15 protein-coding genes are annotated in these 13,485 nt (G+C 70.8%); 7 read left to right on the forward strand and 8 right to left on the reverse strand.

Features of this window, described 5'->3' with window-relative positions:
* The 3 genes from VF522_RS18615 to VF522_RS18625 all read right to left on the reverse strand — a co-directional run.
* A partial coding sequence (locus VF522_RS18615; protein ID WP_330909804.1) for a biotin/lipoyl-binding protein occupies positions 1-460 on the reverse strand: 460 nt, incomplete at its 3' end.
* A complete protein-coding gene (locus VF522_RS18620; protein WP_330909805.1) occupies positions 457-1,122 on the reverse strand; it encodes a TetR/AcrR family transcriptional regulator in 666 nt (221 codons plus the stop codon). The genes VF522_RS18620 and VF522_RS18615, both read right to left, overlap by 4 nt.
* Positions 1,123-1,229: 107 nt before the next feature.
* Positions 1,230-1,991, reverse strand: a complete 762-nt coding sequence (locus VF522_RS18625) for a YdcF family protein (RefSeq protein WP_330909806.1) — start codon at positions 1,989-1,991, stop codon at positions 1,230-1,232.
* Between the two features lie 94 nt (positions 1,992-2,085).
* Between VF522_RS18625 and msrA the strand changes: the two genes are divergently transcribed.
* The 4 genes from msrA to VF522_RS18645 are packed head-to-tail and all read left to right on the forward strand — an operon-like array spanning position 2,086 to position 5,006.
* Positions 2,086-2,625 carry a peptide-methionine (S)-S-oxide reductase MsrA gene (gene msrA, locus VF522_RS18630; RefSeq protein ID WP_330909807.1) on the forward strand — a complete coding sequence of 180 codons (540 nt, stop codon included), beginning with the start codon at positions 2,086-2,088 and terminating at the stop codon, positions 2,623-2,625.
* A complete protein-coding gene (locus tag VF522_RS18635; RefSeq protein ID WP_330909808.1) occupies positions 2,622-3,275 on the forward strand; it encodes an ABC transporter ATP-binding protein in 654 nt (217 codons plus the stop codon). The genes msrA and VF522_RS18635 overlap by 4 nt, the downstream gene beginning before the upstream one ends.
* On the forward strand, positions 3,272-4,474 hold the full coding sequence (locus VF522_RS18640; RefSeq protein WP_330909809.1) for an ABC transporter permease: 1,203 nt from the start codon (positions 3,272-3,274) through the stop codon (positions 4,472-4,474). The genes VF522_RS18635 and VF522_RS18640 overlap by 4 nt, the downstream gene beginning before the upstream one ends.
* A 37-nt stretch (positions 4,475-4,511) precedes the next feature.
* On the forward strand, positions 4,512-5,006 hold the full coding sequence (locus VF522_RS18645; RefSeq protein WP_330909810.1) for a DUF3299 domain-containing protein: 495 nt from the start codon (positions 4,512-4,514) through the stop codon (positions 5,004-5,006).
* A 141-nt stretch (positions 5,007-5,147) separates the two neighbouring features.
* On the opposite strand, the gene pdxH is transcribed toward VF522_RS18645, so the two are convergent.
* Positions 5,148-5,804 (reverse strand): pyridoxamine 5'-phosphate oxidase, encoded by a 657-nt coding sequence (gene pdxH, locus VF522_RS18650; protein ID WP_330909811.1) that lies wholly within the window; start codon positions 5,802-5,804, stop codon positions 5,148-5,150.
* Positions 5,805-5,830: 26 nt separating this feature from the next.
* Between pdxH and VF522_RS18655 the strand changes: the two genes are divergently transcribed.
* A complete protein-coding gene (locus VF522_RS18655) occupies positions 5,831-6,370 on the forward strand; it encodes a nucleotidyltransferase family protein (RefSeq protein WP_330909812.1) in 540 nt (179 codons plus the stop codon).
* A gap of 6 nt (positions 6,371-6,376) precedes the next feature.
* On the opposite strand, the gene VF522_RS18660 is transcribed toward VF522_RS18655, so the two are convergent.
* The 4 genes from VF522_RS18660 to VF522_RS18675 form a co-directional block, all read right to left on the reverse strand.
* On the reverse strand, positions 6,377-7,918 hold the full coding sequence (locus VF522_RS18660) for an acetolactate synthase large subunit (RefSeq protein ID WP_330909813.1): 1,542 nt from the start codon (positions 7,916-7,918) through the stop codon (positions 6,377-6,379).
* Complete coding sequence (locus VF522_RS18665; protein ID WP_330909814.1) at positions 7,915-8,649, reverse strand: ABC transporter substrate-binding protein; 735 nt, start codon at positions 8,647-8,649, stop codon at positions 7,915-7,917. Before VF522_RS18665 ends, VF522_RS18660 begins: the two co-directional genes overlap by 4 nt.
* Before the next feature lie 23 nt (positions 8,650-8,672).
* Positions 8,673-9,932 (reverse strand): MFS transporter, encoded by a 1,260-nt coding sequence (locus VF522_RS18670; protein WP_330909815.1) that lies wholly within the window; start codon positions 9,930-9,932, stop codon positions 8,673-8,675.
* A 128-nt stretch (positions 9,933-10,060) separates the two neighbouring features.
* Positions 10,061-10,612, reverse strand: coding sequence for a gamma-glutamylcyclotransferase (locus tag VF522_RS18675; protein ID WP_330909818.1), 552 nt, complete (start codon positions 10,610-10,612; stop codon positions 10,061-10,063).
* A gap of 161 nt (positions 10,613-10,773) precedes the next feature.
* Between VF522_RS18675 and edd the strand changes: the two genes are divergently transcribed.
* Positions 10,774-12,597: a phosphogluconate dehydratase gene (edd, locus tag VF522_RS18680; RefSeq protein WP_330909816.1), complete on the forward strand. Its 1,824-nt coding sequence runs from the start codon at positions 10,774-10,776 to the stop codon at positions 12,595-12,597.
* On the forward strand, positions 12,588-13,241 hold the full coding sequence (gene eda / locus VF522_RS18685) for a bifunctional 4-hydroxy-2-oxoglutarate aldolase/2-dehydro-3-deoxy-phosphogluconate aldolase (protein WP_330909817.1): 654 nt from the start codon (positions 12,588-12,590) through the stop codon (positions 13,239-13,241). The genes edd and eda overlap by 10 nt, the downstream gene beginning before the upstream one ends.
* The last annotated feature ends 244 nt before the right edge of the window (positions 13,242-13,485 follow it).

Genomic DNA, 13,485 nt, shown 5'->3' on the forward strand with positions numbered 1-13,485 from the left:
GCGCGCTGCGCGAGATGAAGCCCTGGTCCACCAGCGCCTTGTTGTTGCCGTACTGGCGCTCGGCGATGTCGATCTGCGCCTTGGCCGCATCGGCCTGTTCCTGCGCCTGGCGCAGGCGCGCGCGGCCTTCGGTGGCGTCGACGCGCGCGACCACCTGGCCGGCCCGCACCGCGTCGCCCTCGCGCAGGCTCAGCTCCATCAGCTCGCCCGGCACGCGCGCCTTCACGATCGCGGAGTTCACCGCCTTGAGCGAGCCCGAGACCGGCAGGCCGCGCTGCAGCTGCCGCGTCTCCGAGCGCACGACGTCGGCCGTCGCGAGTTCCACCACCGGCTGCGCCTTCTGCGTCGCCAGCTGCTGTTGGGCCACCTGCTGCGCCCGCCGCGCACCGACCACGCGCCCGCCGACGACGACCAGCACCGCGGCGAGCAGGGCGACCAGCCCCCACTGCCACTTCTTCATGCGCGGGTCCCCCGGCCGCACAGGCCCAGGAGCAGGGTGTCGATCTGCGCTTCGACGTAGCGCTCCGGTTCGAGCGGATAGTCCTGCGGCGAGCAGGCGCCCAGGGAGTGCTTCATCATGATCAGGAAGATCATCGGCGCCACGATGCTGAACACCGTGTATTCCACGTCGATGTCGGGGCGGAACTCGCCGCGCTCGAGCCCCCGCCGCAGGATGCGGCGAATCAGCTCGGTGCCGGGACGGATCACCTCCTGCTGGTAGAACGCCGCCAGCTCCGGGAAATTGCGGGCCTCGCTGATCATCAGCTTGGTGATGCCGGAGGCGCGGGTCGCGCCGATGCGCTGCCACCACAGCCGCATGAAGTGCCGGACCATGTCGGCGGTGGACCCCTCGAAGGATTCGAACTCCTCCGTCCATTCGGCGAAGCGGCCGGTCATGTTCTCTCGAACGACCGCCTTGAAGAGTTCTTCCTTGCTCGGGAAATAGAGGAACAGGGTGCCCTTGGACACCCCCGCCCGCACCGCGACTTCTTCCGACCGCGTGGCGGCGAAACCCTTTTCGACGAACAGGTCGAGGGCGGCGTCGAGCAGCTCGCCGGGGCGGGCTTCCTTGCGGCGTTCGCGGCGGGCGAGGTTCTCGTCGGTGGCTTTGGCGAGGGGCATGGGATGGGCAAGTCTTAATGACTGACTGGTTAGTAATGTAGCCAGCCCCCGCGCGCCGCGTCAAGGCAGCCCATCCACGTCCCGGCAAAGAGCGGGTCAAGCGTGCGCTAGGTCCCGGCCACGAGCCGTCCCAGCCACTCGCGCACCAGGTAGCGGTTGGTGGCCGCGCCATGCGGCGAGGGCATCCACTCGAGCACCGGACGGTTGTGTACCACCGGGAAATCGGTCGGCGCGGGAACCACGTCGAAGCCCGCCGCGCGGAAGGCCGCGGCCGCGCGCGGCATGTGGGCCGCGTCGGTCACCAGCGCGATGCGCGCGATGCGCTCCGGCCGCAGGATCTCCACCATGCGGGCGGCGTTTTCGGCGGTGTCGCGGGAACGCTCGTCGACCCAGCGCACCGCGAGGCCGTATTCATCCTGCAGCACGCGCCGCGCCACCGCGCCTTCGGCCTCCTGCTGCCGCTCCGAGGCGGCCCAGCCCATCCCGCCGGAAAAGGCGAGCGGCTTGCCCGTGCGGCGCGCCAGCCACGCGCCGTAGCGGATCCGCTGCAGGGTGGGCGGCGAGGGTTGGGCGGCGCCGTATTCCGGCGCCTCGGGCAGCACGCCGCCACCGAGCACCACCACCGCCTGCACGCTGGCGAGGTCCTGCGGCTTGGCGACCGCCACGCCCGGCATCAGGTGCGGCGCCAGCAGCAGCGCCACGGCGTTCGTGCCGAGCGCGAAAGCGAGCACGAGGCCGAGCGTGGCGATCGCGAGGCCGGCGCCGCGGCGGCGCGTGGCGACCAGCACGCCGAGGAAGGCGAGCAGCAGCGGCCCGGCCGGCGGCAGCACCAGCGCGGTCAGGATCGGCTTCCACTCACCGGGCAGCATCGCGCTCGCCCATGACGGGGATGGTGTCGGACATGGCCGCGCATGGTAAGCGAGGAGCCTGGCGAGCGATACTTCGGGGCTTCAGGAGAAAAGCATGAGCGACTTGCAAACCGTCGTCCTCGGCGGCGGGTGCTTCTGGTGCACCGAGGCGGTGTACAAGGAAGTGCGCGGCGTCACGGACGTGGAGTCGGGCTACAGCAACGGCACCGTGCAGCGTCCCACCTACGAACAGGTCTGCACCGGCGGCACGGGCCACAACGAAGTGGTGAAGCTCACCTTCGATCCTGCGCAGGTGAGCCTGCGCCAGCTGCTGGAGATCTTCTTCGTCGTGCACGACCCCACCCAGCTGAACCGGCAGGGCAACGACGCCGGCACGCAGTACCGCAGCGGCATCTACTACACGACGCCGGAGCAGAAGCAGGTGGCCGACGACCTGATCCGCGCCATGAGCCAGGACAAGCTGTTCGGCAAGCCGGTCGTCACCGAGGTCCAGCCCCTCGCGAACTACTGGCCCGCCGAGGACTACCACCAGGACTTCTTCGAGAAGAACCCGACCCAGGGCTACTGCATGGCCGTGGCCGCGCCCAAGGTGGACAAGTTCCGCAAGACCTTCACGGAGTTGACCCGCCGGTGATCCAGACCCGAGGCCTCGCTTTCCGCTATCCGAAGGGGCCGGAACTCGCCTTTCCCGACGTCGACGTGCCCCAGGGCGGCACGCTGCTGCTGCAGGGACGCTCGGGCGCGGGCAAGTCGACCTGGCTCGCGCTGCTGGCGGGCCTGCTCACGCCGGGCGGCGGCCGGGTGGTCGTTGCCGGCCAGGATGTGGGCGCGCTGGCGCGCGGCGCGCGCGACGGCTGGCGCGGACGCAGCATCGGCTTCCTGCCGCAGAAACTGCACCTGAGCGATTCGCTCAGCGTCGAACGCAACCTGGCGCTTGCCTTCTTCGCCGCGGGCCTGCCGGAAGATCCGGCCGCGGTGCAACGCGCGCTCCAGGCGCTGGGCGTCGGCGCGCTGGGGCAGCGCCGGCCCGGCCAGCTTTCGGGCGGCCAGGCGCAGCGGGTGGCGCTGGCCCGCGCAGTCCTGCTGCAGCCGAAGGTGCTGCTGGCCGACGAACCGACGGCGAGCCTGGACGACGAAGCGGCGCAGGCCGCGCTCGCCCTGCTGCGCGAAGCGGCCTCGCGTTGCGACGCCACGCTGGTGATCGCCACGCACGATGCGCGCGTGCGCGACGCCCTGCAAGGCGCGCAGGTGCTGCGGCTGGAACCGGCGAAGGTGGCTGCATGAAACTGCTGGCACTCGCCTTCCGCTACCTGTGGGCGCGGCCGCTCGCGACCGTGCTCAACCTGGTGCTGCTGACGCTGGGCCTGGCTTCCATCACGCTGGTGGTGCTGGTGGGCGAACAGGTGACCCGCTCCTTCCAGCGCGACCTGCGGGGCATCGACCTGGTCGTCGGCGCCAAGGGCAGCCCGATGCAGCTGATCCTGTCCGGCGTGTTCCACATCGACGTGCCGCCCGGCAACGTCGAGCTCGCCGACGTGCAGGCGCTCGCGAAGAAGCCGCAGGTGGCGCAGGTGATCCCGCTCAGCCTGGGCGACAGTTTCCGCGGCTTCCGGATCGTCGGCACCACCTTCGACTACGTCCGGCATTACGAGGTGCCGCTGGCGCAGGGCCGGCCCTGGACGCAGTCCATGGAAGTGGTGCTGGGCGCGCAGGCCGCGAAGGGAACGGGCTTGAAGACGGGCGACCGTTTCGCCGGCAACCACGGCCTGGGCGGCGGCGGCCATGCGCACGGCAACACGCCTTACCAGGTGACCGGCGTGCTCGCAGCCTGCGGCTGCGTGCTGGACCGGCTGGTGCTCACCTCCAGCGAATCCGTCTGGCAGGTGCACGAGAAGACGACGGCGCACGATGGGGAAGACCGCAAGGCGCACGAGGACCACCGCGAAGTCACGATGGCGCTGGTCCGCTACCGCACGCCGCTGGCCGCGGCAAGCTTCCCGCGCTACGTGAACAGCGAGACCGGGATGCAGGCTGCCGCACCCGCCGTGGAAGTCACGCGCCTGCTGCGCATGCTGGGAGTCGGCAGCGAGGTGCTGCAGGGCATGGGCGCGGTGCTGCTGCTGACCGCGGCACTGTCGGTGTTCATCGCGCTGTGGACGGCGGTGCGCGAGCGCCGCGCCGATCTGGCGATGCTGCGCATGCTCGGCGCCTCGCCGGCCAAGGTGTCGGCGCTGCTGCTCGCCGAGGCGCTGTGGCTGGCGCTGCTGGCCACCGCCCTCGGGCTCGCGCTGGGGCACGGACTCGCGGCTTTGGTAGGCTACGCGCTGCAGGCGCAGCAATCGCTGCCGCTCACGGGCGCGATCTGGCTGCCGGAAGAAATCTGGATCCCGGTTGCCGCGCTGGTCACCGCGGGACTCGCGGCGCTGATCCCGGCGGCGAGCGCCTACCGCGTGGACGTCGCGCAACTGCTGCACACGCGATGAAGATGAAGAAGTGCCCTGTCCTTCCCATGGAGACGCCATGAAGCTCGCCGTTCTCGCCCTGACCGCCATGCTGGCCCTGGGCAACGCCTGGGCCCAGCTGTCCTCGCCGCTGCCGCAAGGGCAGGGCGCGGGCGTGCACAGCCCGGACAGCCCCTTCGCGCCGCTGCCGCAGCGCACCGACGTCGTGTCCTGGGCGCTGCTGACCAACATCTCGACGAAGACGGAGAAGAACAAGCTGCTTCCCGTCTTCAACAAGGACCAGCTTGCGCTCAACCAGAAGCCGCAGCGCGTCATGGGCTTCATGATGCCGCTGGAGCCGGGCGAGAAGCAGACGCACTTCCTGCTGTCCTCGGTGCCACTCACCTGCAGTTTCTGCACGCCGGGCGGTCCCGAGAGCATGGTCGAAGTGAAGACGAAGACGCCCGTGCGCTATTCGCTCGACCCGGTGGTGGTGGAAGGCAAGTTCGCCACCCTGATCGACGACGAATACGGCCTGTACTACCGCGTGACCGACGCGGTCGCCGTCAAGTAGGCGCCCGATGGCATGGCTGGTGCTGGTCGTGGCCGGCCTGTTCGAGGTCGGCTGGGCGAATTCAGACGCGTAGGCTGGGGTGGAACCCCAGCGATGCGCAAAGCGCTGGGGTTGCACCCCAGCCTACAAAACCACCCGCAGTCAGGGTGCGAGGCGTTCGCGAATCCAAGCGCCACCCACCAGCCGATAGCGAAGCCGATCATGCAGCCGGCTCTTCCTCCCCTGCCAGAACTGCCACTCGTCCGGCACCAGCCGATACCCGCCCCAATGCGGCGGACGCGGCGGCTGCAGCAGGAACTGCGCGCCGAACTTCGCCGCATTCGTCACCAGCACGCTGCGCCCCGGGATCACCTGGCTTTGCGGGCTGGCCCAGGCGCCGATGCGTGAGTCGAGCGGCCGGCTCGCGTAGTACGCGTCGCTCTCTTCGGCGCTGGCCTTCTCCACGCGTCCTTCGATGCGCACCACCCGCTCCAGCTCCACCCAGTGGAACTGCAAGGCCGCAAAGGGATTGCCCGCCAGCTCCTGGCCCTTGCGGCTCTCGTAGTTGGTGTACCAGACGATGCCGCGCTCGTCGTAGCCCTTGATCAGCACCACCCGCGTGCTCGGACGCAGGTTGCCGCCCACGGTGGCGAGCGTCATCGCGTTGGGTTCCGGGACCTGCGCCGCGATCGCTTCCGAGAGCCACTGGTCGAACTGCTTCAGCGGATCCGCATGCGAGGCATCCTCGCCCAGTTCGGCGCGCTCGTAGCTCTTGCGCAGTTCGGCGATGCGGTCGGAGGTGCTGCTCATGACGGGCATTCTCGCATCGGTGCTAAGGTTGGCGCATGCCTGCCGCGGCCCCTCCCGTCGTCCTCGTCCTCGCCTCCGGGCGCGGCGAACGCTTCTTGGCTTCGGGCGGCCAAGGCTCCAAGCTGCAGGCGCTGCTGGCCGGCAAGCCGGTGCTGGAGCACACCCTGGCCGCGGTGCGCGCGAGCGGGCTGCCTTTCCACGTGGAGGATGCGGGACATCCCGGCATGGGCGATTCGATCGCGGCGGGCGTGCGCGCGACGGCCGATGCGGGCGGCTGGCTGGTGCTGCCGGGCGACCTGCCGCTGGTGTCGCCGCAGTCGCTGCGGGCCGTCGCCGCGGCGCTGGAGAAGGCCACCCTGGTGCTGCCCTTCTACCAGGGCATCCGCGGACACCCGGTCGGTTTCGCGCGGGAACACGGGGCTGCCCTGCAGACGCTGGGCGGCGCCGAAGGCGCGGCCGCGATCGTGCGCGCCTCGAAACCCCTGCGCCTCGACCTCGACGATCCCGGCATCGTCACCGACATCGACATCGTCGACGACCTCGCGCGCGCGGAGCAGCAGCTGCGCGCGCGCTGAACCGCGTCACACCATCAGTTCGATCACGAAGGGCCCGTCGCGCCGGAAGCTTTGCGCCATCAGGTCGGCGCACTGCTCCATCGTCGTTGCCCGTGCCGCCTCGACGCCGAAGCCGTTGGCGAGCCGCACCCAGTCCAGGCCCGGATTGCCCAGATCCAGCATGTGCATGGCGGTCGGCCCGGGTGTGGCGCCGACGCCCTTGTACTCGCCGATCAGGATGTTGTACTTGCCGTTGTTCAGCAGGATCGTCGTGCAGGGCAGCTTCTCGCGCGCCTGCGTCCACAGCGCCTGCAGCGTATACGCCGCGGAGCCGTCGGCCTGCAGGCTGACCACGCGCCGCTGCCCGCCGGCGCCGATGGCCGCGCCGGTTGCGACGGGCAGGCCATGGCCGATCGCGCCGCCGACGAGATGCAGCCACTCGTGCGCCGGCGCTGCATGCGTGTGGCGATAGAAGCCGCGGCCATAGGAGATGCTCTCGTCGCACACGATCGCGTTCTCGGGCAGCAGCGCGGCGACGGTCTGTGCCAGCTTCTCGGGCGACGGTGCGCCGCTGGCGGCTTCGGGACGCGGACCCGGATCGGGGATCGCTGCTTCCGGTGCGCGCAGCACTTCGGCCAGCGCACGCAGGGCCGCGACGCCGTCCTGTTCCGGGCGCGCCAGCACATGCAACTGCGCCTCGTCCGGATACTGCGTCGAGGGCTTGCCGGGATAGGCGAAGAAAGCGACCGGCGCCTTCGCGCCCACCAGCACGACGTGGCGGAATTTCTTCAATGCCTCCATCGCGAGATCGGTCACATAAGGCATGCGCTCCAGCTGCAGGCGGCCGCGGCCGCGCGCGGCCTGCGCGTTGCCGTAATCGGTCATCAGCTGCGCGCCGGTCGCCTGCGCGATGCGCCAGGCGAAGGCCTGGCCTTCCGCGCTCACCGCGTTGCCGGCGAGCAGGACCAGCACCGGCGCACCGCTGCGCAGCGCGCGCGCGGACTGGTCGATCGCATGCGCATCCAGCGGCGTGGGATCCGGCACGGCCAGCGCATCGGCCACCACGCCGCCTTCGTCCCAGGAGGTGTCCGAGGGCAGCACCAGGGTCGCGACCTGGCCGGGGAAGCTGCGCGCGGCCTGCACCGCAGCGGCCGCGTCGCGGCCCAGCTCGCCGGAACGCACCGAGGTCCGCACCCAGGCCGACACCGGCCGGGCCAGGCCTTCGGTGTCGGTCGTCAGCGGCGCATCGTGGGGCCGGTGCCAGGTCGCCTGGTCGCCCACGATGTTGACGATGCCGCTGCGCGCGCGGCGCGCGTTGTGCAGGTTCGCGAGGCCGTTGGCGAGGCCGGGGCCGCAATGCAGCAGCGTGCACGCCGGCTTGCGCGCGATGCGCCAGTAGCCGTCGGCCATGCCGGTGACGACGTTTTCCTGCAGGCCCAGCACGCAGCGCATGCCGGCGGCCTGGTCCAGCGCCGCCACGAAGTGCATCTCGCTGGTGCCCGGATTGGCGAAGCAGGTGTCGACGCCGGAACGCAGCAGCGTCTCGACGAGGCTGCGGGCGCCGTTCATGCCTGCGGCGGCGCGACGCTGGCGCCCTCGATGCGGTGGCGGTTCAGGGCCTCGGCGACGAAGCCGTTGGCCTTGCGCTCCTCGACGAAGCGGGCCAGTTCGCGCGCCGCTTCCTCGCCGCGCGAGCGCGGGCAGCCCATCGCCTGCTGGATCACCATGAAGCGGCCCGGCAGCAGGCGGTGGCCGGGCAGGCGCTTCGCGTCCGCCTCCAGCTGCTGCTTGACGCCGGCCGCGACCTCGACGCCCTGCGCGACGAATTCATCGACCACCGACGGCGAGGTGGCCGCGCGCACGATCGTCGCGTTCTTCAGCTCGCGGGTGAGGTACAGGTCGTAGGCGCTGCCCAGGCCCACCATCACGCGCTGGCCGGCGCGGTCCACTTCCTCGTTGGCCTTCAGGGCGGACTCGTCCTGCACCAGGTAGGCGCCTTCGATCAGCACGTAGGGCGCGGTGAAGGCGATGTGCTCGGCGCGCTTGGGATCGACGGCGAAGAAGCCGATGTCCGTCTTGTCCTGCGACACCGCGTCGACCGACTTGCCGGCGGAGTCGAACACCACGAGTTCCACCTCGACGCCGAGGCGGCGGCCGAACTCGCGGGCGAGGTCGATCGACACGCCTTTCGGTTCGCCGTCGGGGCCGCGGCCGGCCAGGATCGGGTTGCCGAGGTTGATGGAGGCGCGCAGCCGCCCGGTGGGCGCGAAGGCCTGGACGACGGAAGGGGAGACGGGCATGGTGGTTCCGCGAAAGTGGAGGATCAGGCCTGCAGCCGCGGCTGCAGGATCGTGAAGCCGCGCGGCGGCAGGCGCAGGGCGATGCCGGCCGCGAGAAGCAGCAGCACGCCGGCGCTGCCGAAGGCGACCCAGTGGGTGCCGAAATATTCGTAGCCCCAGCCCCCGAGCCAGGAGCTGAGCATGCCCCCGACCTGGTGGCCGACATAGGCCAGGCCATACAGCACGCCCACGAGGCGCACGCCATAGACGTCGGCGAGGATCGCGGACGACAGCGCGATGCTGCCGGCCCACACCAGCCCGCCGATGGTGGCGGCGAGGTACAGCTCGAAATGCGTGCCGACCACCACCAGCGCGAAGAAGCCCAGCCCGCGGATCGCGTAGATCACGGCCAGGATGTTCCGCCGCGGCAGGCGATCCGCCATGCGTCCCAGCACCAGGGTGCCGAAGATCGCGACGAAGCCGATCGTGCCGATGCCCCAGGCACTGGAGTGGGCGTCGAAGCCGTGGTCCATCAGCATGGGCACGCCGTGCGTGCCCAGCAGGTTCATGCTGAAGCCGCAGGCGAACAGGCCCAGCACCACCTGCCAGAAGGGCCGGGTGCGCATCACGTCGCGCACCGTCATCGTCGAAGCGGCCGGCGCGGGTTTCGCCGCCTGCGCCGCGAGCTCGTCGGCGCGCAGGTCGGTGTGCGCGGGCGCCTCGTCGCGCATCACGAGCAGCGTGACCGGCAGCGCGAACACGGCGAACACCGCGGCGAAGCCCACCAGCGTGGGGCGCCAGCCGAAGTGCTCGATGGCGGAGGCCAGCACCGGCGTCATCACCGCCATGCCCGCCATCGAGCCGGTGGAGAGGAAGAACAGCGCCATGCCGCGCTGGCGCGTGAACCAGTGGCTGATGACGGGCGTGAGCGCCACGGGGCTGGTGAACGCCAGTCCCACCGACAGCAGCACGCCGAAGGACAGCAGGAAGCTCAGGGCATCGCGCGCGGCCACGGTCCACAGCACCGCGACCACCACCAGCGCGGTGCCGATCAGCAGGACGAAGCGGGTGCCGCGCCGCGCCACCAGGTAGCCCGCCAGCGGCATCGCCAGGCCGTAGCACAGCATGCCCACCGCGACGATCGTGGCCAGCAGGCTGCGGCTGAAGCCCAGGTCGTGCGCCACCGGCAGAAAGAAGGGGCCGATGCCGAGCCGCATCCCCACCGTCATCAGCGTCAGCAGCGCCGCGGCGGCGACGATGTTCCAGCCGAAGTACCACTTGCCGGCGGGGAAAGGCTGTCTCATGGATGGGGTCTGCATTCTCGTTCCGGGATTCGTACTTTAGCCGCCGGGCGCGTCGGCCATGCGCCGCGCGATCACGATGCAGGCGGCGACCGCCGGCAGCGGGAACAGCGCCGCCCGATGGAGTCGTCTCATGGTTTTTGCAGCAGCCGCAGCAGCCGCTCGAGATTGCGGTCGCGGATGTCGTTGCGCTGCAGCTCCTCCAGGGTGCGGTGCGCGTAGTCGTGCGTGGTGCCGTAGATGCCGGTCGCGAGGTCGAAGATCGCGCGGTATTCCTCCTCGCTGAGTTCGCCGGTGTGGCTGGGACTCTTGCGCGACAGCGTGAAGGCGAGCGCCCGCACCGGTCCTTCGTCCGTGTGGGCGGCGAGCCAGCGCGGGTCGTACACCGCCATGGCCATCTCGCGCTTCCAGAGCTGCGCCAGGGTGGCCGCCCCCGCTTCGCGCGGCACCCGGAACACCACGCCGCGGCAGCAGCCGCCGGTGAGCAGGCCGAAGACGAGGCCGGGGCGCTCGGGCGTGCCGCGGTTGATGCGGCTCCACATCTTCAGGGCGCGGTGCCAGCCGTGCACGCGGGCGGCCCGGCGCTCGGCGAAGTCGAAGTCCGGCCGCCAGATCAGCGAGCCATAGCCGAAGATCCACAGATCCTCCTGGCCGCCCCACTCGGCGAGCGCCTTTTCCAGCATCGCCGCGCCGTCCCGCGCGGGCTTCAACACTTCGCTCACGGGCAGCACTCTAGCCGAGCCGCGAATCCCGACGAAAGCCGTAACCCGTTCGTAACCCGGGCGGTCCCCAAGCCGGACGGGGCGGGGTAGGATCGAAAACGACTCCCCCCGTGACCGCAGCCATGAAACTTCATCCCGTGCTGGAGGCGGTGACCGAGCGCATCCGCCAACGCAGCGCCTCCACCCGATCCGCCTACCTCGCCCGCATCGACGCGGCCGCCCGCAAGGACCGCGGCGCCGACCGCATGGGCTGCGCCAACGTGGCGCACGCCTTCGCCGCGCTGCCGAACGACGACAAGTTCAAGGTCGTCGCCGAGCGCGTGCCGAACATCGCGATCGTCAACTCGTACAACGACATGCTGTCGGCGCACGCGCCCTTCGGGGCCTTCCCGCCGATCATCAAGGACGAGGCGCGCAAGCACGGCGCGACCGCGCAGGTGGCGGCCGGTGTGCCTGCCATGTGCGACGGCGTCACCCAGGGCACCGCCGGCATGGAGCTGAGCCTGTTCTCGCGCGACGTGATCGCCATGTCCACCGCCGTGGGCCTGAGCCACGACGTGTTCGACGCCGCCCTGATGCTGGGCATCTGCGACAAGATCGTGCCCGGCCTGCTGATCGGCGCCTTGCACTTCGGCCACCTGCCGATGGTGTTCGTGCCGGGCGGGCCCATGCCCAGCGGCCTGTCCAACACCGAGAAGGCGAAGGTGCGCGAGCAGGCGGCGCAGGGCCTGGTGGGCCGCGAGGAACTGCTGGAAGCGGAGTCCAAGGCCTATCACACGCAGGGCACCTGCACCTTCTACGGCACGGCCAACAGCAACCAGATGCTGATGGAGGCGATGGGCCTGCACGTGCCCGGTTCCGCTTTCGTGCAGCCGCAGCAAGCCCTGCGCGAGGAGCTCACGCGCGAGGCGGTGCGCACCGCGCTGGGCATCCTGAAGACGCGGCGCTATGCACCGATCGGCCGCATCGTCGACGAGCGCTGCATCGTCAACGCGATGGCGGCGCTGCTCGCCACCGGCGGGTCGACCAACCACCTGATCCACTGGGTGGCGGTGGCGCGTTCGGCCGGCATCGTGATCGACTGGGACGACTTCGATCGGCTCTCCGGCGTCGTGCCGCTGCTGGCGCGGGTGTACCCGAACGGCTCGGCCGACGTGAACGCGTTCCAGGAAGCGGGCGGGCCCGGCTACGTGATCCGCGAGCTGCTCGATGCGGGGCTGATGCACGAGGACGTGCTCACCGTGCGCGAGGGCGGCCTGCGCGAGTTCACGCGCGAGCCGGTGCCTGGGGAGGGCGGACGCGGACTCGCGTGGCGCGACCTCGGCGCCTCGGGCGACGACAGCGTGCTGCGTCCGGCGCCCAGGCCTTTCAGTCCCACCGGCGGCCTCAAGCTGCTGACCGGCAACCTGGGCCGCAGCGTGATCAAGGTGTCGGCGGTCCCCGAGGACCGGCACGTCGTGGAGGCGCCCGCGCGCATCTTCGACAGCCAGGAGGGGCTGCAGGAAGCGTTCAAGGCGGGCGAATTGAATCGCGACGTGGTGTGCGTGGTGCGCTGGCAAGGCCCGCAGGCCAACGGCATGCCCGAACTGCACAAGCTGACGCCGCCGCTGGCGGTGCTGCAGGGCAAGGGCTTCCGCGTCGCGCTGGTGACCGACGGCCGCATGAGCGGCGCTTCGGGCAAGGTGCCGGCGGCGATCCACGTCTCGCCGGAAGCGGGAGCGGGCGGTCCGCTGGCCAGGCTGCGCGATGGCGACATCGTGCGGCTCGATGCGGTGGCGGGCACGCTCGAGGCGCTGGTCGATGCCGGGGAGTGGGAAGCCCGCGAGCTCGCCACGATCGCTGGCGCCCAGGTGGAAGACAACGGCCACGGGATCGGCCGTGAACTGTTCAACGGCATGCGGCGCAATGCGCTGGAGGCGGAAGGAGGCGCCTGCACATGGCTCTGAAGGAACTGTCGGCGCGCCCGAGCGCGCAGGAAGTGATGCGGGACGCGCCGGTGATCCCGGTGATCGTGCTGCAGGACCGCGCGCACGCCGTGCCGCTGGCGCGGGCGCTGCTGGCCGGCGGCATCCGCATGCTGGAGATCACGCTGCGCACGCCGGTGGCGCTGGCCTGCATCGAGGCGATCGCGAAGGAAGTGCCCGAAGCCGTCGTCGGCGTGGGCACGGTCCGCAGCGCCGCGGATGCGCAGGCGGCGGCCATGGCCGGCGCGCGCTTCGTGGTGAGCCCGGGCTACACGCGCAGCGTGGGCAAGGCCTGCCACGACCTCGGCATCGCGCTGCTGCCCGGCGTGGCCACCGGCAGCGAGATCATGATGGCGCAGGAGGACGGCTACACCGACCTCAAGTTCTTCCCCGCGCTGCAATCCGGCGGCACCGGCCTGCTCAAGGCCTGGCACGGCCCGTTCAACGACGTGAAGTTCTGTCCCACGGGCGGCATCACGACCGCGAATGCGCAGGAGTTCCTCGCGCTGCCCAACGTGGCGTGCGTCGGCGGGTCGTGGTTGACGCCGGCGGATGCGTTGGCGGCGGGGGATTGGGCGCGGGTGACGAGGCTGGCGGCGGAGGCGGCTGGGTTGAAGCGCGGCTGATCGCCGTCATCCCCGCGCAGGCGGGGACCCAGAGCATTGTGAAGCGGCGCTATTGCGCCGCTTTTTTCCGCTTTGTCGCATCGCGCCGGCTGCCAGCCCCCGTGCGGGCGGGGCCGGAGTCGCGCTGGCATGGCGTCCTTCGCGCCTTTCGGCGCTCGGCAAACCTGCGAGGACCGGGCAGGCGGCCCCCGCGACCGAACTCGCTGCGTGTTTGCCCGCGCGCGGCCAAACACTCCGCTCAGAC

The organism is Ramlibacter sp., assembly GCF_036383835.1.
In the GTDB taxonomy this organism is placed as follows: Bacteria; Pseudomonadota; Gammaproteobacteria; order Burkholderiales; family Burkholderiaceae_C; genus Ramlibacter.

Bases quoted from the DNA above. Each gene is read 5' to 3' on its own strand.
- VF522_RS18645 (WP_330909810.1), top strand. From the start codon at position 4,512: ATGAAGCTCGCCGTTCTCGCCCTGACCGCCATGCTGGCCCTGGGCAAC.
- VF522_RS18675 (WP_330909818.1), bottom strand. From the start codon at position 10,612: ATGCTGGAAAAGGCGCTCGCCGAGTGGGGCGGCCAGGAGGATCTGTGG.
- VF522_RS18625 (WP_330909806.1), bottom strand. From the start codon at position 1,991: ATGCTGCCCGGTGAGTGGAAGCCGATCCTGACCGCGCTGGTGCTGCCG.
- msrA (WP_330909807.1), top strand. From the start codon at position 2,086: ATGAGCGACTTGCAAACCGTCGTCCTCGGCGGCGGGTGCTTCTGGTGC.
- VF522_RS18670 (WP_330909815.1), bottom strand. From the start codon at position 9,932: ATGAGACAGCCTTTCCCCGCCGGCAAGTGGTACTTCGGCTGGAACATC.
- eda (WP_330909817.1), top strand. From the start codon at position 12,588: ATGGCTCTGAAGGAACTGTCGGCGCGCCCGAGCGCGCAGGAAGTGATG.
- VF522_RS18665 (WP_330909814.1), bottom strand. From the start codon at position 8,649: ATGCCCGTCTCCCCTTCCGTCGTCCAGGCCTTCGCGCCCACCGGGCGG.
- VF522_RS18660 (WP_330909813.1), bottom strand. From the start codon at position 7,918: ATGAACGGCGCCCGCAGCCTCGTCGAGACGCTGCTGCGTTCCGGCGTC.
- pdxH (WP_330909811.1), bottom strand. From the start codon at position 5,804: ATGCCCGTCATGAGCAGCACCTCCGACCGCATCGCCGAACTGCGCAAG.
- edd (WP_330909816.1), top strand. From the start codon at position 10,774: ATGAAACTTCATCCCGTGCTGGAGGCGGTGACCGAGCGCATCCGCCAA.
- VF522_RS18620 (WP_330909805.1), bottom strand. From the start codon at position 1,122: ATGCCCCTCGCCAAAGCCACCGACGAGAACCTCGCCCGCCGCGAACGC.
- VF522_RS18655 (WP_330909812.1), top strand. From the start codon at position 5,831: ATGCCTGCCGCGGCCCCTCCCGTCGTCCTCGTCCTCGCCTCCGGGCGC.
- VF522_RS18640 (WP_330909809.1), top strand. From the start codon at position 3,272: ATGAAACTGCTGGCACTCGCCTTCCGCTACCTGTGGGCGCGGCCGCTC.